At 62.7% G+C, this 23,260-nt stretch carries 34 protein-coding genes and 2 tRNA genes; 12 read left to right on the top strand and 24 right to left on the bottom strand.

The features are described 5' to 3' along the window. Positions 1–9 precede the first annotated feature (9 nt). The 5 genes from GC121_RS00555 to recF all read right to left on the bottom strand — a co-directional run bounded on the left by GC121_RS00555 (position 10) and on the right by recF (position 4,529). A complete protein-coding gene (locus tag GC121_RS00555; RefSeq protein ID WP_151972104.1) occupies positions 10–297 on the bottom strand; it encodes a PqqD family protein in 288 nt (95 codons plus the stop codon). Further along, a complete protein-coding gene (locus tag GC121_RS00550) occupies positions 294–1,154 on the bottom strand; it encodes a hypothetical protein (protein WP_151972102.1) in 861 nt (286 codons plus the stop codon). Before GC121_RS00550 ends, GC121_RS00555 begins: the two co-directional genes overlap by 4 nt. 180 nt (positions 1,155–1,334) lie before the next feature. After that, positions 1,335–1,469 (bottom strand): hypothetical protein, encoded by a 135-nt coding sequence (locus GC121_RS15755; RefSeq protein WP_255478872.1) that lies wholly within the window; start codon positions 1,467–1,469, stop codon positions 1,335–1,337. A gap of 79 nt (positions 1,470–1,548) precedes the next feature. Continuing rightward, positions 1,549–3,438, bottom strand: coding sequence for an asparagine synthetase B (locus tag GC121_RS00545; protein WP_234421295.1), 1,890 nt, complete (start codon positions 3,436–3,438; stop codon positions 1,549–1,551). A gap of 2 nt (positions 3,439–3,440) precedes the next feature. Beyond that, the gene (recF, locus tag GC121_RS00540) at positions 3,441–4,529 is read right to left on the bottom strand and encodes a DNA replication/repair protein RecF (protein WP_151972098.1); all 1,089 of its coding nucleotides are present in this window, start codon (positions 4,527–4,529) and stop codon (positions 3,441–3,443) included. A gap of 226 nt (positions 4,530–4,755) precedes the next feature. On the opposite strand from recF, the gene GC121_RS15750 reads away from it, so the two are divergent. The 3 genes from GC121_RS15750 (at position 4,756) to GC121_RS00535 (ending at position 5,389) form a co-directional block, all read left to right on the top strand. Next, the gene (locus GC121_RS15750; protein ID WP_255478871.1) at positions 4,756–4,884 is read left to right on the top strand and encodes a hypothetical protein; all 129 of its coding nucleotides are present in this window, start codon (positions 4,756–4,758) and stop codon (positions 4,882–4,884) included. A 176-nt stretch (positions 4,885–5,060) separates the two neighbouring features. Beyond that, entirely contained in the window at positions 5,061–5,183 is a 123-nt protein-coding gene (locus tag GC121_RS15745) for a hypothetical protein (protein ID WP_255478870.1), read from the top strand. Further along, on the top strand, positions 5,180–5,389 hold the full coding sequence (locus GC121_RS00535) for a PspC domain-containing protein (protein WP_151972096.1): 210 nt from the start codon (positions 5,180–5,182) through the stop codon (positions 5,387–5,389). Before GC121_RS15745 ends, GC121_RS00535 begins: the two co-directional genes overlap by 4 nt. Positions 5,390–5,399: 10 nt before the next feature. On the opposite strand, the gene GC121_RS00530 is transcribed toward GC121_RS00535, so the two are convergent. Further along, on the bottom strand, positions 5,400–6,158 hold the full coding sequence (locus GC121_RS00530) for a queuosine precursor transporter (protein ID WP_151972094.1): 759 nt from the start codon (positions 6,156–6,158) through the stop codon (positions 5,400–5,402). Positions 6,159–6,217: 59 nt separating this feature from the next. On the opposite strand from GC121_RS00530, the gene GC121_RS00525 reads away from it, so the two are divergent. Then, positions 6,218–6,294, top strand: a tRNA-Arg gene (locus GC121_RS00525). Between the two features lie 65 nt (positions 6,295–6,359). Here GC121_RS00525 and GC121_RS00520 read toward each other — a convergent pair. The 9 genes from GC121_RS00520 to leuC form a co-directional block, all read right to left on the bottom strand. Continuing rightward, complete coding sequence (locus tag GC121_RS00520; protein ID WP_151972092.1) at positions 6,360–7,364, bottom strand: glycoside hydrolase family 43 protein; 1,005 nt, start codon at positions 7,362–7,364, stop codon at positions 6,360–6,362. Positions 7,365–7,700: 336 nt separating this feature from the next. Beyond that, complete coding sequence (locus GC121_RS00515) at positions 7,701–8,318, bottom strand: SOS response-associated peptidase (protein WP_151972090.1); 618 nt, start codon at positions 8,316–8,318, stop codon at positions 7,701–7,703. An 8-nt stretch (positions 8,319–8,326) separates the two neighbouring features. Then, the gene (locus tag GC121_RS00510; protein WP_151972088.1) at positions 8,327–9,172 is read right to left on the bottom strand and encodes a hypothetical protein; all 846 of its coding nucleotides are present in this window, start codon (positions 9,170–9,172) and stop codon (positions 8,327–8,329) included. A gap of 161 nt (positions 9,173–9,333) precedes the next feature. Beyond that, positions 9,334–9,669: a Grx4 family monothiol glutaredoxin gene (gene grxD, locus GC121_RS00505; RefSeq protein ID WP_370513758.1), complete on the bottom strand. Its 336-nt coding sequence runs from the start codon at positions 9,667–9,669 to the stop codon at positions 9,334–9,336. 40 nt (positions 9,670–9,709) lie between these two features. After that, complete coding sequence (locus GC121_RS00500; RefSeq protein WP_151972084.1) at positions 9,710–9,943, bottom strand: BolA/IbaG family iron-sulfur metabolism protein; 234 nt, start codon at positions 9,941–9,943, stop codon at positions 9,710–9,712. A gap of 4 nt (positions 9,944–9,947) precedes the next feature. Next, positions 9,948–10,271 carry a DUF1476 domain-containing protein gene (locus tag GC121_RS00495; RefSeq protein WP_151972082.1) on the bottom strand — a complete coding sequence of 108 codons (324 nt, stop codon included), beginning with the start codon at positions 10,269–10,271 and terminating at the stop codon, positions 9,948–9,950. A gap of 130 nt (positions 10,272–10,401) precedes the next feature. Beyond that, positions 10,402–11,007 (bottom strand): 3-isopropylmalate dehydratase small subunit, encoded by a 606-nt coding sequence (gene leuD / locus GC121_RS00490; protein ID WP_151972080.1) that lies wholly within the window; start codon positions 11,005–11,007, stop codon positions 10,402–10,404. Further along, positions 11,007–11,165 carry an isopropylmalate isomerase gene (locus GC121_RS00485; RefSeq protein ID WP_151972078.1) on the bottom strand — a complete coding sequence of 53 codons (159 nt, stop codon included), beginning with the start codon at positions 11,163–11,165 and terminating at the stop codon, positions 11,007–11,009. The genes leuD and GC121_RS00485 overlap by 1 nt, the downstream gene beginning before the upstream one ends. Before the next feature lie 37 nt (positions 11,166–11,202). Beyond that, entirely contained in the window at positions 11,203–12,636 is a 1,434-nt protein-coding gene (gene leuC / locus GC121_RS00480) for a 3-isopropylmalate dehydratase large subunit (protein ID WP_151972076.1), read from the bottom strand. 152 nt (positions 12,637–12,788) lie between these two features. Here leuC and GC121_RS00475 point away from each other — a divergent pair, with 152 nt between their 5' ends. Genes GC121_RS00475 through GC121_RS00465 form a run of 3 tightly spaced genes read left to right on the top strand, consistent with a single transcriptional unit; the run spans position 12,789 to position 14,142 of the window. After that, on the top strand, positions 12,789–13,214 hold the full coding sequence (locus tag GC121_RS00475) for a thioesterase family protein (protein WP_151972074.1): 426 nt from the start codon (positions 12,789–12,791) through the stop codon (positions 13,212–13,214). A 44-nt stretch (positions 13,215–13,258) separates the two neighbouring features. Then, a complete protein-coding gene (locus tag GC121_RS00470; RefSeq protein ID WP_151972072.1) occupies positions 13,259–13,777 on the top strand; it encodes a sterol desaturase family protein in 519 nt (172 codons plus the stop codon). 11 nt (positions 13,778–13,788) lie between these two features. Next, positions 13,789–14,142, top strand: coding sequence for a hypothetical protein (locus tag GC121_RS00465; protein WP_151972070.1), 354 nt, complete (start codon positions 13,789–13,791; stop codon positions 14,140–14,142). On the opposite strand, the gene GC121_RS00460 is transcribed toward GC121_RS00465, so the two are convergent. The 3 genes from GC121_RS00460 to GC121_RS00450 form a co-directional block, all read right to left on the bottom strand. After that, entirely contained in the window at positions 14,139–15,368 is a 1,230-nt protein-coding gene (locus GC121_RS00460; RefSeq protein ID WP_151972068.1) for a DUF3422 domain-containing protein, read from the bottom strand. The two genes, GC121_RS00465 and GC121_RS00460, sit on opposite strands and share 4 nt — an antisense overlap. 85 nt (positions 15,369–15,453) lie before the next feature. Continuing rightward, positions 15,454–15,861 (bottom strand): SufE family protein, encoded by a 408-nt coding sequence (locus tag GC121_RS00455; RefSeq protein ID WP_151972066.1) that lies wholly within the window; start codon positions 15,859–15,861, stop codon positions 15,454–15,456. A 305-nt stretch (positions 15,862–16,166) separates the two neighbouring features. Then, positions 16,167–19,052 (bottom strand): TonB-dependent receptor plug domain-containing protein, encoded by a 2,886-nt coding sequence (locus GC121_RS00450; protein ID WP_199857686.1) that lies wholly within the window; start codon positions 19,050–19,052, stop codon positions 16,167–16,169. Between the two features lie 238 nt (positions 19,053–19,290). On the opposite strand from GC121_RS00450, the gene infA reads away from it, so the two are divergent. From infA to GC121_RS00425, 5 genes are all read left to right on the top strand, one after another. Next, positions 19,291–19,542 carry a translation initiation factor IF-1 gene (gene infA / locus GC121_RS00445; RefSeq protein ID WP_151972062.1) on the top strand — a complete coding sequence of 84 codons (252 nt, stop codon included), beginning with the start codon at positions 19,291–19,293 and terminating at the stop codon, positions 19,540–19,542. 11 nt (positions 19,543–19,553) lie between these two features. Beyond that, positions 19,554–20,135 carry a nucleoside triphosphate pyrophosphatase gene (locus GC121_RS00440; RefSeq protein ID WP_151972060.1) on the top strand — a complete coding sequence of 194 codons (582 nt, stop codon included), beginning with the start codon at positions 19,554–19,556 and terminating at the stop codon, positions 20,133–20,135. Next, complete coding sequence (locus GC121_RS00435; RefSeq protein ID WP_151972058.1) at positions 20,128–21,078, top strand: ribonuclease; 951 nt, start codon at positions 20,128–20,130, stop codon at positions 21,076–21,078. The genes GC121_RS00440 and GC121_RS00435 overlap by 8 nt, the downstream gene beginning before the upstream one ends. After that, on the top strand, positions 21,075–21,239 hold the full coding sequence (locus tag GC121_RS00430; protein ID WP_151972056.1) for a DNA gyrase inhibitor YacG: 165 nt from the start codon (positions 21,075–21,077) through the stop codon (positions 21,237–21,239). The genes GC121_RS00435 and GC121_RS00430 overlap by 4 nt, the downstream gene beginning before the upstream one ends. 89 nt (positions 21,240–21,328) lie before the next feature. After that, positions 21,329–21,403, top strand: a tRNA-Phe gene (locus GC121_RS00425). A 24-nt stretch (positions 21,404–21,427) separates the two neighbouring features. Here GC121_RS00425 and GC121_RS00420 read toward each other — a convergent pair. From GC121_RS00420 to GC121_RS00395, 6 genes are all read right to left on the bottom strand, one after another. Beyond that, positions 21,428–21,667 carry a hypothetical protein gene (locus GC121_RS00420; protein WP_151972054.1) on the bottom strand — a complete coding sequence of 80 codons (240 nt, stop codon included), beginning with the start codon at positions 21,665–21,667 and terminating at the stop codon, positions 21,428–21,430. A gap of 68 nt (positions 21,668–21,735) precedes the next feature. Beyond that, positions 21,736–21,990, bottom strand: coding sequence for a hypothetical protein (locus GC121_RS00415; RefSeq protein ID WP_151972052.1), 255 nt, complete (start codon positions 21,988–21,990; stop codon positions 21,736–21,738). Further along, the gene (locus tag GC121_RS00410) at positions 21,987–22,283 is read right to left on the bottom strand and encodes a hypothetical protein (RefSeq protein ID WP_151972050.1); all 297 of its coding nucleotides are present in this window, start codon (positions 22,281–22,283) and stop codon (positions 21,987–21,989) included. Before GC121_RS00410 ends, GC121_RS00415 begins: the two co-directional genes overlap by 4 nt. Next, complete coding sequence (locus tag GC121_RS00405; protein WP_151972048.1) at positions 22,283–22,618, bottom strand: hypothetical protein; 336 nt, start codon at positions 22,616–22,618, stop codon at positions 22,283–22,285. The genes GC121_RS00410 and GC121_RS00405 overlap by 1 nt, the downstream gene beginning before the upstream one ends. Next, complete coding sequence (locus tag GC121_RS00400) at positions 22,618–22,950, bottom strand: hypothetical protein (protein WP_151972046.1); 333 nt, start codon at positions 22,948–22,950, stop codon at positions 22,618–22,620. The genes GC121_RS00405 and GC121_RS00400 overlap by 1 nt, the downstream gene beginning before the upstream one ends. After that, positions 22,950–23,258 carry a hypothetical protein gene (locus tag GC121_RS00395; protein ID WP_151972044.1) on the bottom strand — a complete coding sequence of 103 codons (309 nt, stop codon included), beginning with the start codon at positions 23,256–23,258 and terminating at the stop codon, positions 22,950–22,952. The genes GC121_RS00400 and GC121_RS00395 overlap by 1 nt, the downstream gene beginning before the upstream one ends. Positions 23,259–23,260: the final 2 nt, after the last annotated feature.

Genomic DNA, 23,260 nt, shown 5'->3' with positions numbered 1-23,260 from the left:
GAACAGCGATCAGTCGCGGGGTTCGACGAGGCGATGCTCGCGCAGATTGCCGACAAATTCTAACACTTCGGCCTCGCACTGCTCTGGCGGAATGTCGTAAACGTCCTGCAAGTCCGCAGCGATGGCGGCGAGCGTGGCCATGCCGTCGAGCCGCTCCCAGATCGCCCTGCCGGTGGCGTTCAATTCCACGAAATGCCCCTGCTGCATCGACATCAGCACTTTCAGCTCGCCCGCATCCGACATCAGCACATCGTCTGCCGGTGCAAAGATCTGCTGCATTTCCTTGGCCTGTGTCACTTCATTCCCCCCAAAGCCGGTTGGCGTTGCATCTGTGCGAGCAAACCGCTGGCAATCTCGACGATTTCCGCCTGTGTGTCACGCCCTTCGGGGCGGGTAATCCGCCAGATCGGCACGCTTTGCGCAAGTGCGCTCCATTTGGAAAACAGCGTCTGCGCAATATCGCTGGTGATGCAGCGTTTGCGGAAGGTGTTTTCGCGCAGGGCCGCAATCGCTTCGCCGGGCGCAAGCCGCGTTGCGGTGACGGCTTCGTGCTCAAATGCCCAGTCGAGCATGATGATCCCGCCAAGCGGGTGCGGAGTGGCGGTGAAACGGTCTGCCGTGCTGAGGATCGTCTTGCCGCTGGGGCAGAGGCCGTGCTGCGGGAGACCTCGGTAGCTGGCCAGCGTTTGCAGCGCATCGCTCGCCAGCTTGGTCGAAGGCGGGCCGGGATGGGCAAGGAAACCCGGCGCATCGCCAATATGGCAGACATCGTCGCCCAGTGTCTGCCCGCCCGCTTCCAGCACATGCGCCGCGAGTGTGGACTTGCCCACGCCCGATACGCCGCACACCAGAAACGCCAGCCCGTCGCGGCACAGGCTCGCCCCGTGCAGCACCACATTGCCGCGCTGCTGGTGGATGATCGCGCAACCGCTGCCGAGGAGATGCGCGGCGAAATCGGTTGCGCGCTCGCCTGCATCCAGTCGGTAGGTAATGCGGTTGCCGCCGGTGATATGCATCTGCCCCACATCCGGCGCGCGCATCAGCACGGCGGCGGGGGCGGCTTGATAGTGTTCGCGGGTGATTTCGGCAGTCGGCAGATGCTCCGGCACGTCGCCCGCGATGATCTGCACATCAGCCGCAGCGTGCTCAGTCAAATCACTTTCGGCCAACAAAGGAGGCAGCGGCAAATCGCTCGCAACCGTCATGCCATGAACGCGATAATGCGGCATTTTCGCCTTAGTATGTCGTGGCCAAATGCAAACGGCCCCGGTTTTCCGGAGCCGTTCTATGCTGGGCAGGGCGGGGCGTGCCGCTCCGCATGGCCAAAATCTGCCTTACGAGGGAACGCCGGTGAAATCTTCGTCCGTGCTCATGGCGATAGAACCCAGCACATCGCTGGTCATGGCCACCACGGTCAAAGTGGGGGCTTCCCACACGCGCTTCGCTTCGGTTTTGGTCTGCTTGGTCATATTGGCTATCCCCCAATCGAATGTGACTGGCTCGCTGCCAGTTTGTTACATCTGTGTCAATGCGGCGATAGCGGTCCGCCTAAGTTTCTTGGCTTGGGGCGGGTAATGTGGCCGTTTTCCCCCACGATACTTGCTGTTCCGCCAGCAAACAGAGCTGCGCCGCCCGGCGGATTTGCTGCTCCTTCGGCCCGCCTTCGAACGCACCCTTGGCAGCATAGGTTTCGAGCGCCGAATCGATACGTTGCAAATCGACTAAACCGGTGATCTGCGGATTGTTCCGATGCCGGGCGAAGAGGGCGCGGAAAGCAGGAATGTCGGCATAAAAGCTGCTCATCGCCACCGGCAGGATCGCGCCCGATTTGTTGTCGCGCAGGCGGATGCCGTCGGGCAGGCGGCCCGCCATTGCAGCGCGGATCAGCACGCGCCTTTGCGCAGACGTGCGCTTCAGATGATCGGGCACACGCAGGCAAAATTCGACCAGCCGCTGGTCGAGCATTGGATAGACATGAGAAAACCCGTCCGGCCCGCTGCCCACGGCGCAATCCTGTGTGCGTTCGGCAATATGCGGGCTGGTGATGACGGCGCGCTCGCGCTCGGCGATCGTGCCCCATGCCGGGCGCAGCGGAAAGGCGAGGCGGCGCGCCAGCAGGTCAGCATCGGAGATGACGTCCGGCGAGATGAAGCGCGGCGCTTGCCGCGCCCACTCGCGCAGCCTGCCCAAGGCGCGGCGGCGCAGCACAGCGCGGCCCCAACCGAAACGCCAGAGCCAGAAGCTGCGGGAATCGACGATTGGCCGCAATCCGTCCCACACCCCTGCTTCGGCGAGGCTCTGCGCGAGGCCTGCCCCGTTCGATGTCGCGCATTGATCGCCGCCATGGCCGGAAAACAGCACGCGGCAATCATTGGCACGCATGATTGCAGCCACGCGCGGCTGCGCGGCGGCAAAATCGCGGCGCTGCGGCCCGCCATGCCGCGCAACCGTCTCCGCGAGCTGCGCAAGGTGCGAGGGCGGCGGTGTGTCGAGCCAGTGATGCTCTACCGGCGGCATCTCTCCGAGCAGCGCGGTGATCTCCTCCCGCTCGTCGACAACATGGCGCAACATTGGCGCCGCAGGATCAACCACGTGGGACAGCGTGAGCAGGCACTTGCCGCGCCCCGCCAGCATGGGCGCGGCGGTTGCGGCGATAGCGGTCGAATCGAGCCCGCCGCTCAGTTCGCAGGCCGCCGGGCCATTTGCGGGCAAGCGGCAGGCCACCGCTTGGTCAAACAAGCGGCTATACTCCGCCACCGCTTCCCCAAGAGTAATGTCGAGCATCGCATCGACCGGCGGGGGCGACCAGTGGCGCGTCCGGCTGCTCGTGTTCGGCGTGATCGTGGCCGTATGCGCGGGCGACACGATATGTATCCCGCGATAGAAAGTGCTGGGTTCGTCACTCTTCAGCTTTTCAAGGTAATCGACCAGCCAGAAGGTGTCGGGTGTCCGGTCGACCCATGGCAGCGCGAGCAGCACGTCCATATTGCTGGCGAAGGCGAGGAAATCCGCCGTTTCCGCGAGGAAGAGCGGACGAATACCCATCGCATCGCGGGCAAGCATCATCCGCTGCCCAGCGGCATCGCACGCGGCGATAGCAAAGTCGCCCATCAGATGCTGCGCAAACGGCTCACCCCATCGCTCCAGCGCCGCGAGCGCGAATTCGGCATCGCTTGCTTCGCCTGCACCCAATGCGCCCGCCAGTTCCGCACGGTTATCCAGCCGCCCGTCGAACAGTAGCACGTGTGCCGTATTGCGGGCAAAGCCCTGCCGCGGTGCGCCCGCATAGGCCGAGCGTTCGCGGATGGCGATATGCGCGGTGGGCGCTGTGTCGCTGTCGCAATAGTCGGCCGGCCAGCGCGCCGCGCGGTCGGCCATGGCGGCGATCCAGTCGGGCGGCACGCCTTGCGAACCGCGCGCCATCACGCCGTAGATCATGCTCACGACAGTCGCTCCACCTGACCGCCCGCCACGCGCCAGACGGCGGCTTCCTCCAATATCCCCTCGAACGGCGCGGCTTCGGTGCCGGTCAGCCAGACCTGTGCACCGCAATGGCGCAGCCGCTCGAACAGCGCCTCGCGCCTTACGGGATCGAGATGCGCGGCCACTTCGTCCATCAGCAGCAGGCTGGGCCGCCCGCGCGCAGCCAGCGCCGCATGGGCGAGCGTGATGGCGATCAGCATCGCCTTTTGCTCACCCGTAGAACATTCGCCAGCGGGCATGGCTTTGGCATCCATCACCACCTGCAATTCATCGCGGTGCGGGCCGGTGAGTGTGCGCTGCGCGGCGCGTTCGCGCGGGCGGTTGTCGGCAAATTGCTGGCGCAGTTCCGCCGCCTCCAGCGCGCCGCCGGGAACATAGGTGAGGGCAGGGCGCGCGAAGGGTTCGGGCGGCAGCGCCTGCAATTCCTTCGTCAGCGCCTGCACCAGCCGCGCGCGGCCCTGCGCCAGCCCTGCGCCTTCGGTGGCGAGTTGCGCTTCGACCGAATCCAGCCATGCCGGATCGGGGGCATAATCGGCGGAGAGCAGCTTGTTGCGTTCGCGCAAAGCGGCTTCGTAGCGGCTGGCATAGCGGGCATGGCCCGGCTCCAGCGCCACCGCCAGCCGGTCAAGATAGCGCCGCCGCGTGCCCGCGCTGTCCATAAACAGACGGTCCATCGCCGGGGTCAGCCAGCCAAGGCCAAGCCATTCGCCCAGGCTGACCGCGCTCGCTTCCGCGCCATTGACCTGCACGATCCGCCTTCCGGGGCGCGCGGTCTGGATTCCGGTGCCGAGCCGCACCGGCTCCCCGCCATCGCCGGTATCGAGCTGGCAACTGACGGCAAATGCCCCGTCACCGCCAAGGCCCGCCATATCTGCCAGCGCGGCCCGCCGCATTCCGCGACCCGGCGCAAAGAGCGAGAGCGCTTCCAGCACATTGGTCTTCCCCGCGCCGTTTTCCCCCACCAGCAAATTGATCGCCCGCGCGCCTTCCAGCCGGGTTTCGGCATGGTTGCGGAAGCGGGAAAGGGTGATGCGGTCGAGCGCCATAGGTCTGCGCCACCCCTATTGCAGCGCGTGGCTGCGTGCCACCGGAAAGCGCAATCCCAATTGTTGGGATTAATTCCCGATGAATGGGGAGTAACAGAATGTAAACTGTCTGATCGATGAACGAGAATGGCAGAATTCTGGGATTTTTTCAGTTTGGCACACCCTCTGCAAAGTAGGCGGCATGGGACGCAACAGACCAACAGTCTCTCAGAATAGGAAATAGACCATGAGCAACTCGAACGACATTCTCGGCAAAATCGGTGCCGCACTTGGCGCGGTTGTTATCTCTGCCACGCTGTTCATCAGCAGCTTTGCCAACCCCGCTTCGCCCGGCGTCCTGACGCTGATTGCCTAACTTCACACCAACAACCCCATCCAACAGGAGATTTTACCATGACCAACACCAATGACTTCACCGCCCGCGTTTTTGCCATCGTCGGCGCTTTCGCCATGACCGCAACGCTCTTTGTCAGCAGCTTCGCCACCCCCGGCACGCTCGTCTGACCTGACCAACACGAAGGACGCAATACAATGACCCAGACCGTTTCCAGCCGCATCGCCGCCATCTTTGGCGCGCTGGCCTTGACTGCGACGCTTTTCGTCAGCAGCTTCGCTAATCCGACTGCAACCACGATTTCACAGGTGCTGATGTGAGCAATATCCAGAATTCGAACGGCAACCGCCCGGCCGGCTTCCGCCTCGACAAGGGGAATGCGAAAATCGCCGGCGTGTGCGGCGGGCTCGCCAACTACTTCAATGTCGATCCGCTGATCGTGCGCATCGTCTTCGCCATCGGTGCGGTTGCCGGTGTAGGCAGCTTCATCCTGATCTACTTGCTGATCTGGTTGCTGGCCAACTGAGCGCGCGCGCTCAACGGCCAGCGCCGCTGCCGCCGAAGGGCGAGAAATCGGTGTCGGTATCGAACACCTCCACGCCCTCGCGGCGCTTGAGGAAACCGACCACCTGATAGGTCACCGGGGTGAGGAGCGCTTCCCACCCCGTCTTGATGAGCCACTGCGACAGCACGACCTGCCACAATTGTTCGATGGGCCACCCGGCCAGCCCGTAAAAGGCCAGCGGATAGAAAATCAGGCTGTCAATGCCCTGGCCGACAAAGGTTGAACCGATTGTGCGGCTCCACAGCATCTTCCCCTTCGTCCAGATCTTCATCTTCGCCATGACGATGGAATTGGCAAATTCCCCCGCCCAGAAGGCGACGATGCTGGCGAGCACGATGCGCCAGCTGTTGCCGAAGACGAATTCGTAAGCCTCCTGCCCCGGCCAGCCCTCGGCCGGCGGCAGCGCGACGACGACCCACGCCATGAACGCCATGAAGATGAGCGCAACAAACCCCGTCCAGATCACGCGGCGGGCATTGGCGTAGCCATACACCTCGGTCAGCACATCGCCGATGATGTAGCTGATCGGGAAGAACAATACGCCCGCACCAAACGCCCACTGCGTGCCACCCGGCAGCGTGACATAGCTCGGCTTGGCCGCGCCGATGATATTGCTGAGCAGCAGGATCGCAACGAAGGCCGCCATCACATAGGGGAAATAGCGGAAGGAGGCGCTGCGCAGCGCGTCGCCTTCGAGTTGCCTGACGGTTTGTTGGGGATGCTCGCTCATCGCGCCTGTGTATCCCCATTTGCGTGGGCCGCAAACATCGCTATTCGGGCAGGCAGCGCGCGCCCGTAGCTCATCTGGATAGAGCGCGAGACTTCTAATCTTGAGGCAGCAGGTTCGAGTCCTGCCGGGCGCGCCAAACGGGAAAAGGCAGGCTTTTGGCCTGCCTCCCGATGTTGATAGCCAAAAGTAATCTTGCAGCCGCTATTCGACGTCCGTCATCGGATTGATCGTCTCAATGCTCCCATCCTCCCGGAAGGTGAGCGGCGTCATCTTTACATTTCGCAAATGGGTCAGCCCCGATAGCTGGGTATCGTGGTAGAACAGCCACCACTGACCGTCGATCTCTGTGATCGAGTGATGGGTCGTCCACCCCTCTACCGGTTCGAGAATGCGGCCACGATAGGTGAACGGACCGTATGGCGAATCGCCTGTTGCGTAGACGAGATAGTGCGTCTCACCAGTCGAGTACGTAAGATAGTAGGTGTCACCGCGCCGGAATACCCACGCGCCTTCAAAGAAGCGACGATCAAGGTCGCCGGCAACCAGCGGGTCACCATTCTCGTCGAGAATCCGGACCGGGCGCAAAGGCTCTGCGAATTGCAGCATGTCGGGCGCCATCCGCGCGACCATCGGGGCAATTGCCGGGTCGCCGGGCGGTGTCGGGTCATTCTCGGCCCCGTCAGCATCGTAGGTGCCGTCCTGCCAACGTTGTAGCTGGCCGCCCCAGATGCCGCCCAGATACATGTAATGTTCTCCGTCACGGTCGCGCAAAATGCCGGGATCGATCGAATAGCTGCCGGCAATGGGTTCTGCTTGCGGGGTGAACGGGCCCGTGGGCGATTGCGAAGTCGCCACGCCGATGCGGAAAATGCCCTCTGCATCCTTTGCGGGGAAATACAGGTAATAGGTACCATTGCGAAAGGCGGCATCGGGTGCCCACATCTGGCGCTCTGCCCACGGCACTTGCGCGACATCGAGAGCGGGTGAATGAACGGTAACAGGCCCACCGGGCCGATCCATAGACAGCACCTGATAGTCGCGCATGTCAAAGGCATCGGCTGTACCATAAAGCTCTTGCGGCACTTCCTCGTCGTGACTGGCATAAATGTAGATGCGGCCATCATCCCAAACGCGCGCCGAAGGGTCAGCCGTATAGATCTCATCGGTCAACGGTTGGGCGATATAGCGCGGATCGCCGTCCTGCATGGGGGCGGTTGCGCAGGCAGCAAGAAGTGCGCAGGTCGCAACAGATAGTACTGGCTTGATGGGTCTCACTCTATCTCTCCCGATTCATGATAGCGCTATCATGCAGGGAACTTCGTGCGGTGCAACCTTTTCCGGCGTGTCGATGTTTTTTACACCGCGATACCCCGTTAACCTCTCGCCAACCATCGTCTCCCGCAGGAAACCGGGCTTCGCGCAAACTGGCACGCTGTGTGCAATATCAGTTGCGATACCCAAGTCTTCGATAGAGGCGGGACTGCCAGGGCTCTCAAGCCTGTCTCCCGGTCCCGCCTCCCCGACTTCTCCCTTACAACGAAATCAGCGCCTGCCCGCCCAAGGTTCGTCCGTGGCATCTTTCCGCATCGTGCCTGCATAGGGCACGCATAAGGCATAGGCGTCGCGCGGCTCACCGGTGAGGTACGTCTGCCAGTTGTCGGGTGCGAGGATCACAGGCATCCGGTCGTGCACGCCGCGAACCGTCGCATTCGCCTGTGTCATCAGCATCGTGTAGCCGCGGCCCCATTCTGCCGTCTCGCGCCAGAAGCCGGCGATGGCGAACAGCTCCGCTTCTGCAGGAGAAAACCAGGTGCGGGTTTTGCCGCCCGTCGGCCCTTCGGCCTCGGCAAAGGCGCTGACGGGGATCAGGCAACGGCGCGCTTCGAAGCTCGGCTTCCAGAAACTGCTGCCGAGCTTGTCGGTGCGGGCATTGTTGACCGGCTTGGGCTTTAGCGGCTGCCCCTTCGCGCCCTTGCGCTGGAGCGGGAAGCCCCACACCATGGGCTGCACCGTGTTTTCGGCCAGCACCATGCCGGGATAGCCGGGATAGATCATTTCCGGCGCATTCCCGCCGGGTGAAACGCGCATATCCTGTGCGATGTCGGAGAAAAACCGCGCAACCTCGTCCGCCGATTTGGACATTTTGTAGAGGTTGCACATGGCGTTTCCTACTCCGGCAGATCGCGCGCCGCCTCCGGCAATCCGGTTGGCGCGCCCAGCGTTCCGTCTTCTATCGGCCAAAGCACCTCGCCTGTCACCACGCCCAGTTCCATCGGCACGAGGGTCGAGAGGAAGATGTGCACAGGCGAGGGCGCGGTGCCCGAATGTTCGGTGATATGGATCAGGAATTCGAGACCGGGCGTTGTGTCCGTCCACGTCACCACTTCGCAGGTATCGGTGAGCAGTTCCGGATCGCCGCTGATGCCGAATTCGTCGAACGACACACGCCAATGCTTGCCCAATGGTACCGCGCCCTCCTCGATCGGGCCGTTGAGGACATAGGCATCGAAGCTCGCATCCTCGCGCGGGGGCAGGACGATGGTGGATAGGTTGACCGATCCGTTCGATCCCTCGTCCACGCACAATGCCGCGCCCGTTGCCAACACCGCGCGCGGGGCAAAACTGCGTGCCTGCGCCATGGCGGACACGACGCCGTCCAAGAGCGGAGCATCGCCTGATAAGTGGATCACTTCGGACACCAGCGCGCCGCCAATAATCTCGTATTCGGCCAGCGCGACATATTCGGCATCCGGCCCGTCGCCGCGTCGGCCCACAATGATCGCAAGCCATTCGCCATCCTGCGCGCCGGGCAACGCAATCGCGCCCTGATAGCTGGAGCCGATATTGCCGGAAACCATGCCGGAAAACTGCCGTTGCGCAATCGCGGTCGCTTGCTGCACTGCGAGCATCTCGTCAGCGGTGCGCTGCGCGGCTTCTTGGGCGGAAAAGTCCTGCGCCGCGAGGGTGGTGGGGGCGGCAAATGCCAGGGCAGCTGTGATGTAAAGGGTGCGCATGAAAATCCCGTCAGCGTGCCCGATCCGCTCGTCCTGAGCTTGTCGAAGGACCGCTTTTCACTTTGAACTCGCGCCCGGTCAAAAGAAAGGACGACCCTTCGACAAGCTCAGGGTGAGCGGGGATTATGAGGGTAGACCTTGCTCAAACCTGAGCAGAGATCTCAACCCTCAGCCTTGGCAACCTGCTTTTCGTCCAGCAGTGCCTGCAATTCGCCCGCTTCGAACATTTCCATCATAATGTCGCTGCCGCCGACGAATTCGCCTTTGACATAGAGTTGCGGAATGGTCGGCCAGTCGGAGAAGGCCTTGATGCCCTGCCGTACTTCCATGTCCTGCAACACGTCGACGCTTTCGAAGGCGACATTGCAATGGTCGAGGATCGCCACGGCGCGGTTGGAGAAGCCGCATTGCGGGAAAAGCGGGGTGCCTTTCATGAAAAGCACGACATCGGCGCTGTTGACGATTCCCGTCAGGCGATCTTTGGTTTCGGTGTTCAAATCGGTCACTGGTCCCACCCGGTTGGTTAACTGTTGCAGATCAGTTGGGAACGCTGGTGTGGAGTTGCAAGGCGTGCAGTTCCCCGCCCATGCGCTCTCCCAATGCGGCAAACACCATCTTGTGCTGCTGCACCCGGCTCTTGCCCGCGAACTCGGCCGAGGTCACGCGGGCGAGCCAGTGGTCGTTATCATTGGCGAGCGCTTCCATCTCGATCGTCGCGTCGGGAAGGGCGGCCTTGATCAGCGCCGCGATATCGGCTGCGGGCATGGGCATGGACTTAGCCTTGCGCCATAAACTGGCGCTTGGCCTCGATCATCATTTCTTCGAGCTTGGCGCGCACAGTGGCTTCGTCAATCTCGGTGCCCGCCTGTGTCAGATCACCCAGCACCTTGCGGATGACATCTTCATCGCCCGCTTCCTCGAAATCGGCCTGCACGACGGCCTTCTTGTAGGCTTCGGTTTCTTCGGGCGTCAGGCTCATCAGAGCAGCGGCCCATTCACCCAGCAGCCGGTTCCGGCGCGCGGCGATTTTGAACGCGGTTTCTTCGTCCATCGCATATTTGGCTTCTTCGGCGCGTTCGCGGTCTTTGAAATCGGTCATGGTAAAGCGTTTCCTCTAGAAATCCGGATGTCCTGAGCTTGTCGAAGGACTGTTCTTTCTTCTTAACTTGCGTCGAAAAGAAGGACAGCCCTTCGACAAGCTCAGGGCAATCGGAATAGGGGGTGCAGGCCTAGCCCGCAACACCTGTTCCGCGCGCCAGCCACGGGCGGTGCTTTGCCTGTGTCGCTTCGTAGGCGCTGATCGCATCGCCGCGCGCCAGTGTCAGGCCGACTTCGTCGAGCCCTTCGAGCAGGCAATGCTTGCGGAACGAATCGATTTCGAAAGTGAAGCGATCCTGGAACGGCGTGGTGACGGTCTGCGCTTCCAGATCGATGCTGATCGGATCGGTTGTGGCGACTTCGAGCAGGCGGTCCACCGCCTCTTGCGGCAATGCGACGGTCAGGATGCCGTTCTTAAAGGCGTTGCCTGCAAAAATGTCCGAGAAACTCGGCGCGATCACCGCGCGCACGCCCATGTCGAGCAACGCCCAGGCGGCGTGTTCGCGGCTGGATCCGCAGCCGAAATTGTCGCCCGCAATCAGGATCGGAGCGCCTGTATATTCGGGATTGTCGAACACGTTCGCTGGATCATCCGCACGCACCGCTTCGAACGCGCCTGCTCCCAGACCCTCGCGGCTGATCGTCTTCAGCCAGCGCGCGGGGATGATGAGGTCGGTATCGACATTCTTGCGGCCGAACGGAATCGCCCGGCCTTCCACAGCGCGCAGCTTTTCCATCAGTCGGTCTCGGGCTTCTCGCCGCTCGGGATCGGGCCGGGCTGGGTTGGCTCGTTCTTCTTCCTGCGCTTGTTCGCATAGAGCAGCGCCGCAGCAATCGCCGCTGAACCGATGGCACCTGCCGCAGCGATGGCGGCCTTCTTGGTCTTGTCTGTCATAAAGCTGAAATGCGCCTGTTTGGCCTTGGTTTCAAGATCAGCCTGTCAGCTCGCGCACATCGGTCAACTTGCCGGTGACAGCGGCGGCGGCGGCCATGGCGGGGCTGACCAGATGGGTGCGGCTTCCCGGCCCTTGGCGACCGACGAAATTGCGGTTGCTGGTGGAAGCGCAGCGTTCGCCCGGCGGCACTTTGTCGGGGTTCATGCCGAGGCAGGCGGAGCAGCCCGGCTCGCGCCATTCAAGCCCCGCCTCGGTAAAAATCCGGTCGAGCCCCTCGGCCTCGGCCTGCGCTTTGACGAGGCCCGAGCCCGGCACCACAATCGCCCATTTCACCCCGTCCGCCTTTTTGCGACCGCGCAGCACGGCGGCGGCGGCGCGCAAATCCTCGATGCGGCTGTTGGTGCAGGAGCCGATAAAGACGTTCTGCACCTCCACCTCGCGCATCGGGGTGCCGGGGGTGAGGCCCATATAGTCGAGGCTCTTTCTTGCGGCCTCCTGCTTGGAAGGGTCAGCGAAACTCTCGGGCGAGGGGACAACCCCGCCAATCGCCACCGTGTCTTCGGGGCTGGTGCCCCATGTCACGGTCGGCTCGATATCGCGGGCAAGGATCGTCACCGATTTGTCGAACCGCGCGCCCGGATCGGTGGCGAGCGTGCGCCAATAGGTGACGGCCCGCTCCCATTCCTCGCCCTGCGGCGCGAGCGGGCGGCCTTTGAGATAGGCGAAAGTCGTTTCATCGGGCGCGATCAGGCCCGCGCGCGCGCCGCCTTCGATGCTCATATTGGCGACCGTCAGACGGCCTTCGACGCTCATTTCCTCGAACACACGCCCGCGATATTCGATCACATGGCCGGTGCCGCCCGCCGTGCCGATGACGCCGATAATGTGCAGGATCAGATCCTTGGGCGTCACGCCGGGGCCGAGTTCGCCCTCGACACGGATTTCCATGGTTTTGGACGGCTTGAGCAGGAGCGTCTGCGTCGCCAGCACGTGCTCGACTTCGCTGGTGCCGATGCCGAAAGCGAGCGCGCCGATGCCGCCATGGCAGGCGGTGTGGCTGTCCCCGCACACAATGGTTGCGCCCGGCAGCGAGAAGCCCTGTTCCGGCCCGACGACATGGACAATGCCCTGTTCGCGCGCGGTGGCGTTGAAATAGCGGATGCCAAAATCGGCGACGTTTTTCTCCAGCGCGGCGAGCTGCTGCGCGCTTTCCGGATCGGTGATGGGGATGTGCGCGCCGCTTGCATCCACCCGCGCGGTTGTCGGCACGTTGTGGTCGGGCACGGCAAGCGTCAGATCGGGGCGGCGCACTTTGCGCCCTGCAATGCGCAACGCCTCGAACGCCTGCGGGCTGGTGACTTCGTGCACCAGATGCCGGTCAATAAACACCAGACAGGTGCCATCATCGCGCCGTTCAACAACGTGCGCGTTCCAAATCTTTTCGTAGAGCGTAAACGGTTTGCTGGCCATCGGGCCGAGCTAGGCCTCTCGCCGCGCGCTGACAAGAAAGTTTTGGGCGATGTTCACGCAAGATTGTTGCGAATTTGATGCATCGCAAAAATTCGCCGGTTTGCGCGCGGCTCTGTCTTGGAATTTTAGGATTTACCGCCTAGTTTACACCTATGTCAGCCAAGCCATTTTCCATTCCGATCCGCATCGTTCCCGAAGATATCGACTTTATGGGGCACGTGAACAATTCGCGCTACCTCAACTGGGTGCAGGATGTGGTGCTGGCACATTGGCAGAAGCTGGCTCCGGCAGAGGAAGTGGCGAGCAAGGCGTGGGTCGCGCTGAAGCACGAAATGACCTTCCGCCGCCCGGCTTTCCTCAATGACGAAGTGATTGCCGAAACCGTGCTGGAGAAGATCGCCGGTGCGCGCAGTTTCTACAACACCGTCATCAAGCGCGGCGAGGATGTGATCGTGGAAGTGCAGTCCATGTGGTGCTGCCTTGATAGCGAAACGCTGCGCCCTGCACGGATTGACCGCGAAGTGGCGGAAACGCATTTCGGCCTGCCCAAGGCGCAGAAGCGGTTTACCGACGACTAACGTCGGCCTTTGCGCCGCGGCGTGACGGGATTATAGACCACCCTATGAGCATTCTCGTCCCCGTTCTGATCGTCATTGTGACCATTCTGGCCATGGAAATGGTCGCGTGGTCGAGCCACAAATATATCATGCATGGTTGGGGCTGGGGCTGGCACCGCGACCATCACGAGCCGCATGACAATCTCCTCGAAAAGAATGACTTATACGGAGTTGTTGGCGCGATCATGAGCATTTCGTGCTTCATGTGGGGCTGGCCGGTGGCGATGGGCGAATATGCCTGGCCCAATGCGACATGGATTGGCGTCGGCATTCTTGGCTATGGCATTATCTATACGCTGATTCACGACGGGCTGGTGCACCAACGCTATTTCAAATGGGTGCCCAAGAAGGGCTACGCCAAGCGGCTGGTGCAGGCGCACAAGCTGCATCACGCCACCATCGGCAAGGAAGGCGGGGTGAGCTTCGGCTTCCTCTTCGCCCGCGATCCCGCCAAGCTCAAGGCCGAGCTGCGCCGCCAACGCGAAGCGGGCATTGCCGTGGTGCGCGAGAGCGCCGGAAGCTGAGAGCGCAGCCTTTGCCCGACCCCATCGACATTCGCGGACTGTGGGAAGGCGCCTTTCAATACACCTCCTCCGCCGATGCCGGGGACTTTCCGTTCAAAGCCAAGATCATCCAGATGGACGGAGCCATTTCGGGCCTGATCATGGAAGATAATGTCGCGCATGGCGGCACCGTGAAGGCGGAGATCGAAGGCACGCTATCAGGCCAAACGGTGCGGTTCACCAAGACCTATCTGCACGCCAGCGAGCAATATAGGAACGCGGTCGAATATTCCGGCATGATCAATGCCGAGGGCACCGAAATCTCCGGCACATGGAAACTGCCGCACGATGGCGGCACGTTCGTCATGGCGCGAAAACCGCTCTAGTCGGGCGCTTCGTCGAGCAATTGCCGCTTGGCAAGCCGCAGTCCGCCCCAGATCACGAGCACGGTCGGCACCACCAGCACAGCGATGACTGTTTTCACATCGACGCCGGGAATCCCCTCCAGCCCCCATTTGACCAGGCCGAGCAGGTAATAGCTGAGCGCAACGACCGAGAGGCCTTCCACCAATTGCTGCAAGCGCAATTGCAGGCGGCTGGAGCGATCCATGCTGCGCATCAGTTCTGCATTCTGGTTCTCGATCCGCGTGTCGATCCGCGCGCGCAGCAGGCTGCCCAAGCGGTCGGCGCGTTCGGACAATTGCTCTTCGCGCACCACCAGTGCTTCGCAGAACCGCACGGCGGGCTGGAAGCGGCGCTTGGTGAAGGTGTTGAGCGAGGCGTAGCCCTCGATCGCCTCCACCTGCAATTCCTCCAGCCGTTCCTGCACCAGCTGCGCGTAGGCGCGCGTCGCGCTCATCCGGTAGCCGGTGAGCGTGGCGACGGTGGTGAGTTCCAGCGAGAGAGCAGACAGCTCCTCCATCAGATCATCGTCGCGCCCGTGATTGGCGCATAGCCGGTCTGCCAGCTTGGCGAGGTCTTCCTCGATGGCATCAAGCCGCGGCCAGTTCGCCTGCGCTTCGGGCAGGCCGAGCAGTGCCTTGTTGCGATAATTGCCAAGGTCTTGCAGGCGCTGCACGGTACGGGTGAAGTCCTGCGTATCCATGCCGTTGCTGGCGATCAGAAGATGCCCGAACCCGTCCCCTTGCAGACGGAAATCGGCCCAGAGCCGCGCCTTCCCGCCAATCATGCAGGAGACGGTTTCTTCGGGCTTGAAGCTCATTTTCGGCAGGCGGCGCATGGCCGCACGCTCGTCCCGCACCATCGTCAGATTGGTGGCGCGCACGATGCGGCCGGGCAGCCACTGCGCCCAATCCACCGCCGCGCTGACATCGGGATCGGTGCCGGCAGCAAAGATCGTCAGGCTGCTGCCTTCGCTATGTCGTTCCCACGCAATGTGTACGCCTTCGGAGAAGAGCCCTGAGCGGTGCGAGGCGTTGGGATTGTCGGTGGGCGCGGGCAGCACCTTGTCGAGATAGTCGATCTCGGTGTCACGCTCTTCCTTGTCGACCACCAGCACCCATTGCAGGATTTTGCCTGGCACCTGCAAAGGCGGCCAGCGGCGCAGGTGCATTTCCGATACAACCCGCCGTCTCAATTCATGTTCGCGCATCTGTGTCCCCGTTGCCAAATCGCAAGGCCCGGACCACCCCGCTGTCAAACGCTAACTCACGATACGCAGATTTGTGCCCGCTTGCCTATCCGGCAGCGATGCGCGCGGCGTGTTCTTGCACCAATGCGATCATATTGGGCACACCTTGCGTGCGGTTGGAACTGAGTTGCGCGGTGAGGTTGAAGCGGGAGAGGGCGGCAGAAACATCCATCGCGGCGACTTCCGCAGCGGGCCTGTCCTGCACGGCGGCGATCACCAGCGCGACGATGCCCTTGGTTATGGCCGCGTTGCTGTCGGCAAGGAAGTGCAGCGCTTTGTCTTCTCCGGTGGGATAGACCCACACCTGCGCCGAACACCCGCGCACCAGCGTGGCGTCGGTCTTCAGCGCGCCGGGCATCTCTTCCAATTCGCGCCCCAACTCGATGAGCAGGCGATAGCGTTCATCGCCTTCGAGGAAGTCGTATTCTTCGTAAATGTCATCGAGTGTTCGCATGGGGCGGGACATAGGAGGGGAGCACGCTCCCCTCAAGCCTAGGCCGTAAACTCATAGATCCCACCTCCGAGGTTTGAAGCAAAATGGCCCAGCACGAGGAGCAAAGGCGCAGTAATACCGGCGGTCTTTCAAGCCTTTGTGACGCGGTGATGGGCCATTTTGGTCAAATCCCTACGGGACGCCGGAATGACTTCCATCTCGAACGAAAACACGCTTGGAAAGGCAGACAGCCTTCCCGGCGCGCGCTTTCGCCCGATATGTTCGTCATTCCGGCGCCTCGGAGGTGTGATCTATGAGTTTACGGCCTAGAACAGCTTACGGAATTCCAGCTCGAACGACCGGCCGCGCGGATCGAGCAGGAAGGGCTGATAGCGCAGGGGCGTATCGCCATTGCTGTCCAACACGCGCTGGCGGCTGTCGAAAATGTTCTCGATATCGAACCCGACGCGAACATTCCGCAGGAACGGCACCGCCTCGACCCAGGAATCACGCTGGCCGAGATCGAAGAAGGTGCGAATATCCAGCGTGGCGAAATCGTCGAAGAAAAGATCGGTGCTGCCCGCCTGTCCGGACCCGCGAATTTCCGATTCTCCGGTGTAATTGGCGGTCAGGAACATCCCGTATCCGTCGTAAAAAATCCCGCTGCGCCACTGGGCCGAGTGGCGCGGCTGCCCGCCGCCGGACAGCGCATCGCCTGCCAGCAGATCGAGCTCCGGCAATCCGGGCGCGATCAGCACGGTGTTGTCGATTTCGTAGGTGTAGTTGAGATTGGCGAACCAGCGGGCAACAGGCGGGCCGTCATTGTTGCCGCCGAAGGGGAAACCGCCCCGGCCAAAGCCGCCACGGCCACCGCCGCCACCGGGCCTGCCGCCACCAGCACCTGCCTGCTGTCCGCCACCCGGACGACCTCCGGCTGCGGGTTGCGCGCCATCGGTGGTGCAGATGAACTGGCGCGCCATCGTAATCCGGTCGGCGCTGATGCGGCCATCTTCGCCCACCAGCCTTTGCAGCATTTGCGGCGGAATGGTGATCGGGTTGCCCTGCTCGTCCAGCGGGGGCTCGGTGCCATTTTGCTGGGCTTCGAGCACGGCATTGAACTGGGTCACCAGATCGGCAGGATCGGCCTCGCAGAAGCGCTGGCGCATGGCTGCGAATTGCTCGGCATTGGGACGACCTGCGCCCTGCCCTGCTCCGGGAGCGCCGCCTTGTCCTGCGCCGGGCGGCGGGCCGCCAGCGGGGGCACCGCCGGGAGGGCCGCCTTGGCCGCCACCTTGACCGTCACCACCGCCAAACTGGCCGCCCATATTCAGCCCGACGCGGATGCGCTGCGCATCCTGCCGCGCGAAGCTGACAAAGCGTTCGTCAAGCAGGGTAAGCGTTCCGCTCACATCGCGCTCTACCCGGTCAGGGAAGGCGGCCTCGATCTCCGGCGTTAGCACCGGAAAACCGCTGCTGACATTGCGCGAGCTGTTGTCGAAATATTCGATTTGCAGACTGCCGCGATCGACGAAGGGCAGGCTCCACTGGATGCCGAACTTCCAGTCGGTCTCCCGCTGCACCAGCAAATCGGCATTGCCGCCGGTGCGGACGGTCGCCAGCACCGTTTCGTTATTGGCGAAGTCGAACACCGGCACATTGGGCGTCTCGATAGTCGGCGTGCCGAGCTGGGTGAGTGACGGGGACGTCTCGCGCTCCAGATAGGTCGCGGACAGGGTAATGTCGCCGAAAATGCCCCACGTGATCCCGGCAGACCAATCGGTGAAGGTGCCGAAGTCGGACTGTTCGTAAACATTGCCGTTCAGATTGAGCGAAATATCGCCCAGCGCCCCGCCGAAATCCTCGTCACGGCTGGTGATCGGAATGCCCAGGTTGAGCCCCGCCTGGTAGCGGCTGCGGCTGAGATCGGTATCGAAACCCGGATTGCGCGTGTCGGTGCTGTCGATCCCGTTGGCGCGATAGCCCGCAACCAGCGTGGCCGACACATCGCCGCCGGGAATATACAGCGGGTTGCCCCGCGCGGTGGCGAGCGCGTTGACCGTATAGGTCTGGCTGTCGGCCTGATCGAAGCCTGCATCGGGGAACATCCCCAGATCCGCCTCCAGATCGAGCGTCCCTGCCGCCGCTGCGGTGACGAGCGCAGTGGTGTCGATGCGCGCCTGCGTCTGTGTGCGCGCATCGGCAAGCGTCGCATCGACCGTTCCCGTCACCTGCCAGTCACCCAGATTGGTGTTGAGCGTGGCGGCGGTGGAATAGCTGTCGGTTCGCCGGTCTACGGCCAGCGGATCGATCGCGTTGAAGCTGCGGAAACGGGTTTCATTGTCCGGAGCGGGGCCGGTGAGCAGCACGCTGTCCAGCCCTTGCAGGCGCAGGCTGTCATCGCGCTCATAGGTCGCATTGAGGCTGAGCACCGTGCCCGTGTCGGAGATGGCGTTGTTCCAGTTGGCGGTCAGCTCGTATCCGGTGGATTCGCCCACAAGGCTGCGGAACGCCGCAGGATCGGGATCACCTGCCACCAGCGGCGCGCTGCTGGTCGTCTGGACTACCCCGCGCTCGGCTTCGGTCAGCGGGGTTGTGTTGTTCCATTCGGCATTGAAGTTCAGTCGCGCCGTGCCGTCGATGCGCAGATAGGTTCCCTGCACCTCCTGTTCGGAGAACCCGCCGGCCCAGGGCTGGCTGTATTCGCCTTCGACCTCAAAGCTCTGGTAATTGTCCTTGAGGATGATGTTCACCACCCGCTGGTCGGCGGAATAGCCGAAGCGCTGGGCGACCTCCTCGGTAAACACCTCGAACCGCTCGATCGCTTCGGGCGGATAGCTGGCCAGTTCGCGGAAAGAGCCGACGCGGATGCCGTTGACGAGGATAACCGGCTGCCCTCCGCCGCCACCGCGCCCCCGGCCGCTGGTGATTTCGGGGCCAAGCTGTTGCAGCAATTCGGCAATCGAGCCGACGCCATAGGCAGCAATATCGTCTTCGTTCAGCTCCAGAATGGGCGGCTGCGGGGCGTCCACCCGTCCGATCAGCCGCGCCCCATTGACGATGATCGTGTTCATATCGTCTTCTGACAAGGCCGGGTCCGGCCCCTCAGGCGTTGTCGGTTCCTGGTCCTGCGCGATGGCAGTGGCGGAGACCAGAGGTTGAAAAACCAGCGCAGCCGCGATAGCCGCAAGGCTGCAATAGGTGTTGGTTCGCACAGTTTTTCCTTGAGAAACACGGAGCCTCGGCCCGCTTTTGCAGACCATCCTTTGCCGCCTAACGCACGAAACGGCAATCGGCTCCAAAGTATCAAAATGTCGCAATGATATTGCGGCATTTGCGCCACAGGCGGGGCGCTCCGGCGCGCGATCAACGGGCGCTCTTCCCTTTTCTCCATGGCGCGGCTATGCGCCCCCAACGCTTTTGATACCGACCCGCAAAGGACTTTGACACTGAATGGCTAAAGAAGAACTCCTCGAAATGCGCGGCAAGGTGGTGGAGCTGCTGCCCAACGCGATGTTCCGGGTAGAGCTCGAAAACGGCCACGAAGTGCTGGGCCATACCGCCGGACGTATGCGCAAGAACCGTATCCGCGTGCTGGTGGGCGACGAGGTACTGTGCGAGCTGACGCCGTATGATCTCACCAAGGCGCGCATCACCTATCGCTTTATGCCGGGCCGCAGCGGGCCTCCCGGCTTTACCGGGTAAGTGCGGCGGGCATGGATAAGCCCGGCCCCACGCTGATCCTCGCTTCTGCCAGCCCGCGTCGGCGCGAATTGCTCGCGCGGCTGGGGGTAGAGCCGGACGCGATTGCTCCAGCCGATATCGACGAGACGCCTTTGAAGGCCGAGCTTCCGCGCGCCTATGCGGAACGCATGGCGCGGGAGAAGGCGGCGGCGGTGCAGGGCGATGGCTCTTACGTGCTGGCGGGGGACACGGTGGTTGCGTGCGGACGGCGCATCCTGCCCAAGGCCGAGGACGAGGCCACCGCGCGCAAGTGCCTGGAGCTGCTCTCGGGCAGGCGGCACCGCGTATTATCTGCTATCGCGCTCGCTGCGCCCGATGGTTCGGTGCGCGAGCGGCTTTCCGAAACCCAGCTGAAATTCAAGCGCCTCTCTGTGCAAGAGATCGACGCCTATATCGCCAGCGGCGAGTGGCACGGCAAAGCGGGCGGATATGCCATTCAAGGCATGGCCGAGGCGCTGATCCCGTGGATACAGGGCAGCCATTCGGGTGTGATCGGTCTGCCGCTCTACGAGACGAGGCTGCTGCTGAAGGCGGCGGGGTTTGCGCTTGGCTGAGTGGCTGCTCGAACGCGGCATTGGCGAGGAGCGTGCGCTGCTGGTCGCCAATGACCGCGTTCTCGCGGCCCGACACCATCTTGCCGGAACGCCAAAGGCGGGCGCGCTTTATCCGGCCAAGCTCGTTTCCCGCAGCGCCGGATCATCGCGCGGCACCGCGCTGGCCGATGCCGGGTTCGAAGTGCTGCTCGACAAACTGCCGCGCGATTGCACCGAGGGCAGCACGATCTTGGTCGAACTGACCCGCGCGCCCATTGCCGAGCGCGGGCGTTTGAAGCGGGCGCAGGGGCGGATAGCCGCCGCCGATGCGCAGCCGAGCGAGCGCGAGCCAATGCGCGAAGTGCACGCTTTTCCGGCAGGGCTGTGGGAAGAGTTGTGGCACGCGGCTTCTGCGGGCAGCATCGCCTTTCCCGGCGGCGAAATCCTGTGCAGCGTGACCCCGGCCATGACGGTGATCGACATCGACGGCGATTTGCGCGGCAAGGCGCTGGCGCTGGCCGCCATTCCTGCGATTGCACAGGCGTTGCGCTGGTTCGCCATCGGCGGCTCAATCGGGATCGACTTCCCCACGCTGCAAACTAAGGCCGAGCGCGCCGAGGTCGATCACGCGCTCGCTGCGGCGCTCGACGACTGGCCGCATGAGCGCACCGCCATGAACGGCTTCGGCTTCGTGCAGATCGTCGCGCGGCTCGAAGGGCCTTCGCTGCTCCACCGCTTCGCCCTGTCGCGCACCGGAATGTGCGCGCGCTATGCGTTGCGGGTGGCCGAGCAGGCAAGTGGGCAGGGCGCCACGCTGCTCCTGCGCGTGCATCCCGCGCTCAAAGCGAAGCTGAAAGAGGATTGGATGGTCGAACTGTCCCGCCGCACCGGCAAGCAGGTGCGGATAGAGACCGATCCCGCTCTTGCACTCGAAGCACCCCACGCCCAGCTCGTGCCACTATGACCAGCAAGCCCTGCCCCATCTGCAAAAAGCCCCGCAGCGAGGAGTTTACGCCCTTCTGTTCGCAGCGGTGCCGCGACAAGGACTTGGCCGCGTGGTTCAGCGATAGCTATGCTGTCCCCGGCAATCCGGTGCCGCCCGAAGATATTGCGCGGGAAGAATAGATTACCCCCTTGCCAAGCGCGGCGGGCTTCGCCATAGGCGCGCTTCCCTTGATGGCGAGCAACGCGATGGCGGCTCGCATCCCGTGAATGCCTGGGTAGCTCAGGGGTAGAGCAGACGATTGAAAATCGTCGTGTCGGTGGTTCGAATCCGCCCCCGGGCACCACTTCCCAACGCAGTGAAACAGGCGCTAGATATCGACGCCGCTGGCAATCGCTTCCAGCTTGCGGATGCGTTCCTTGAGGTCGGCGATTTCGATGCGCGCCATGCCTTCGGCGCTGCCGTTTTCCATTTCCGGCGGGAGGCGGCGCATTTCCAGCTCGCGGTTTTTCAGCGCCAGCCAGCCCTGCCATGCGGTGAGGACAGCGGCGGTCATGATGGCCAGCGCGAGCAGCGCGGTGGCGGCAATCAGCAGGTCAGCATCCATCATTGTCTCAGTCTCCCCTAAGCGAGTCTTGCCCTAAGCGGGTCTTGCAGTGCGTCCCGGTTTTTGCGCGGCTATTCGTCGCGCAGCTTCTCGATTTCCTCGGCGGTGCGGCGCGCGGGATCAGTGGCGATGCGTTCGAGCACTTTGACCCGCTCCTTGATCTGGTCGAGTTCCTGCCGGGCATCGTCGCGTTCGGCTTCGAGCGCGCGGCGCTCTTGTTCCTCCAGCGAGCGGCCCTGTAAGGTCCTGTTGCGCGTGCGCTCCATCATCACGCTACACACGCCGATGATAAGGACGATCAGGACGAGTGCAGCGGGAAAGCTCATCGGGCATTCTCCGGTTTGGCTTCCAGCCGGTGCAGATCCTCGATCTCGCGCGCCAGATTGGCTGAAGGGTCGGTGACAATGCGTTCGACCACGCGCAGCCGGTCTTCCCAGTTTTCCATGCTGACATTCGCGGTCAGTTGTTGCTGCGCCTTGGCTTCCTCGATCCGCGCTTGCAGCTCCAGCCTGCGTTCCTTGTGCGTGGCTTCGGCCTTCATGAAGAAATACACGCCGGTCATCACGACCAGCAGGGCGACCGTCACGAAGCCGAAAATCAGGATCAGGTTCGGTTCCATCAGTTCGCCCCCTGCTTGCCGCGCAGGCTCTCGATCTCGTGCGTCAGGTGGTATCCGCTATCGGTCACGATCCGCTCCACATTGGCGAGCCGGTCTTTCATCGAGCCGAGTTCGGCACGCAGTTCAGCATTTTCCTGCGTCAGCAGCGTCACCCGGTGGGCGTTCTCCTGCGTTGCGCCCGGCTTCAAAGACTGGCCCCACATTCCTTCGAGTGGATAGCCGTTCTTGATCTTCATCCGGGTGATCTGGAACGAAGTCAGGATACCCGCCGCGCCAAGGGTAAAAGCCCCCGCCACGATCCAGCCGAGATAGGGGAGAAAATCACTTGCCTGCATTATACGGTATCCTTCTGTCCGAAGTTGAGCGGCGTGCCGCTATCCGAGCGGGCGGGCGGGGGAACATCGCGCAAAGCCTCGATTTCCTCGGCCACGCGGTAGCCCTTGTCGGTGACGATGCGTTCGAGCACGACCATGCGATCCTGCATCTTTTCCATCGTGGCGAGGAGCTGCGCATTTTGCTGCGCGAGGCGATCATTGAGCGCGTTGTCTGCCTTTTCGGACTTGCCGCCCCATTCGTCTTCCAGCGAGTAGCCGTGCTTGGCGCGGATCCAGTTGTTCACCAGCCAGCCAACGGTGCTGATGCCGACGATCCAGATGATGAATTCCATCAGACGTTCTCCTGCTTGCCGAAGGAGATCGGAACGCCGCTGTCTACCTGCTCGACCGAGCGGGTGTCGCGAAGCGCCTCGATCTGGGTGGCGATGTCATAGCCACGATCGGTCACGATGCGTTCGAGCACCTGCACCCGATCTTCCAGTTGTTGCACCTTGCTGGCGTATTGCGCTGCGCGTTCGGCGGTTTCCTCCGCTGTCGCGCCAATGCGCATTTCCGCCATCTTTCGCTGGTGGCTCGTCCAGATCGCTATGATCGGAATGCTCACGCCGAGGATCGGAATAAGGATGGCGAGTTCGCCCATGG

Source organism: Erythrobacter sp. EC-HK427, assembly GCF_902498745.1.
Lineage (GTDB): Bacteria > Pseudomonadota > Alphaproteobacteria > Sphingomonadales > Sphingomonadaceae > Alteraurantiacibacter.
The sequence above is the reverse complement of the archived record's forward strand: the minus strand, read 5'-3'. Positions and strand labels throughout refer to the sequence as shown.

Coding starts and splice junctions, on each gene's coding strand:
- leuD (WP_151972080.1), bottom strand. CDS start 11,007: ATGGAAAAGCTGCGCGCTGTGGAAGGCCGGGCGATTCCGTTCGGCCGC.
- GC121_RS15755 (WP_255478872.1), bottom strand. CDS start 1,469: ATGACCAAGCAGACCAAAACCGAAGCGAAGCGCGTGTGGGAAGCCCCC.
- GC121_RS00460 (WP_151972068.1), bottom strand. CDS start 15,368: ATGCGCGAACATGAATTGAGACGGCGGGTTGTATCGGAAATGCACCTG.
- GC121_RS00405 (WP_151972048.1), bottom strand. CDS start 22,618: ATGCAGGCAAGTGATTTTCTCCCCTATCTCGGCTGGATCGTGGCGGGG.
- GC121_RS00500 (WP_151972084.1), bottom strand. CDS start 9,943: ATGCCCATGCCCGCAGCCGATATCGCGGCGCTGATCAAGGCCGCCCTT.
- GC121_RS15745 (WP_255478870.1), top strand. CDS start 5,061: ATGACCCAGACCGTTTCCAGCCGCATCGCCGCCATCTTTGGCGCGCTG.
- GC121_RS00395 (WP_151972044.1), bottom strand. CDS start 23,258: ATGGGCGAACTCGCCATCCTTATTCCGATCCTCGGCGTGAGCATTCCG.
- GC121_RS00440 (WP_151972060.1), top strand. CDS start 19,554: ATGGATAAGCCCGGCCCCACGCTGATCCTCGCTTCTGCCAGCCCGCGT.
- GC121_RS00510 (WP_151972088.1), bottom strand. CDS start 9,172: ATGCGCACCCTTTACATCACAGCTGCCCTGGCATTTGCCGCCCCCACC.
- GC121_RS00495 (WP_151972082.1), bottom strand. CDS start 10,271: ATGACCGATTTCAAAGACCGCGAACGCGCCGAAGAAGCCAAATATGCG.
- GC121_RS00455 (WP_151972066.1), bottom strand. CDS start 15,861: ATGCGAACACTCGATGACATTTACGAAGAATACGACTTCCTCGAAGGC.
- GC121_RS00410 (WP_151972050.1), bottom strand. CDS start 22,283: ATGGAACCGAACCTGATCCTGATTTTCGGCTTCGTGACGGTCGCCCTG.
- GC121_RS00520 (WP_151972092.1), bottom strand. CDS start 7,364: ATGCAGGACGGCGATCCGCGCTATATCGCCCAACCGTTGACCGATGAG.
- GC121_RS00420 (WP_151972054.1), bottom strand. CDS start 21,667: ATGATGGATGCTGACCTGCTGATTGCCGCCACCGCGCTGCTCGCGCTG.
- GC121_RS15750 (WP_255478871.1), top strand. CDS start 4,756: ATGAGCAACTCGAACGACATTCTCGGCAAAATCGGTGCCGCACTTGGC.
- GC121_RS00530 (WP_151972094.1), bottom strand. CDS start 6,158: ATGAGCGAGCATCCCCAACAAACCGTCAGGCAACTCGAAGGCGACGCG.
- recF (WP_151972098.1), bottom strand. CDS start 4,529: ATGGCGCTCGACCGCATCACCCTTTCCCGCTTCCGCAACCATGCCGAA.
- GC121_RS00415 (WP_151972052.1), bottom strand. CDS start 21,990: ATGAGCTTTCCCGCTGCACTCGTCCTGATCGTCCTTATCATCGGCGTG.
- GC121_RS00475 (WP_151972074.1), top strand. CDS start 12,789: ATGTCAGCCAAGCCATTTTCCATTCCGATCCGCATCGTTCCCGAAGAT.
- infA (WP_151972062.1), top strand. CDS start 19,291: ATGGCTAAAGAAGAACTCCTCGAAATGCGCGGCAAGGTGGTGGAGCTG.
- GC121_RS00430 (WP_151972056.1), top strand. CDS start 21,075: ATGACCAGCAAGCCCTGCCCCATCTGCAAAAAGCCCCGCAGCGAGGAG.
- GC121_RS00485 (WP_151972078.1), bottom strand. CDS start 11,165: ATGACAGACAAGACCAAGAAGGCCGCCATCGCTGCGGCAGGTGCCATC.
- GC121_RS00400 (WP_151972046.1), bottom strand. CDS start 22,950: ATGGAATTCATCATCTGGATCGTCGGCATCAGCACCGTTGGCTGGCTG.
- leuC (WP_151972076.1), bottom strand. CDS start 12,636: ATGGCCAGCAAACCGTTTACGCTCTACGAAAAGATTTGGAACGCGCAC.
- GC121_RS00470 (WP_151972072.1), top strand. CDS start 13,259: ATGAGCATTCTCGTCCCCGTTCTGATCGTCATTGTGACCATTCTGGCC.
- GC121_RS00545 (WP_234421295.1), bottom strand. CDS start 3,438: ATGATCTACGGCGTGATGGCGCGCGGTTCGCAAGGCGTGCCGCCCGAC.
- GC121_RS00515 (WP_151972090.1), bottom strand. CDS start 8,318: ATGTGCAACCTCTACAAAATGTCCAAATCGGCGGACGAGGTTGCGCGG.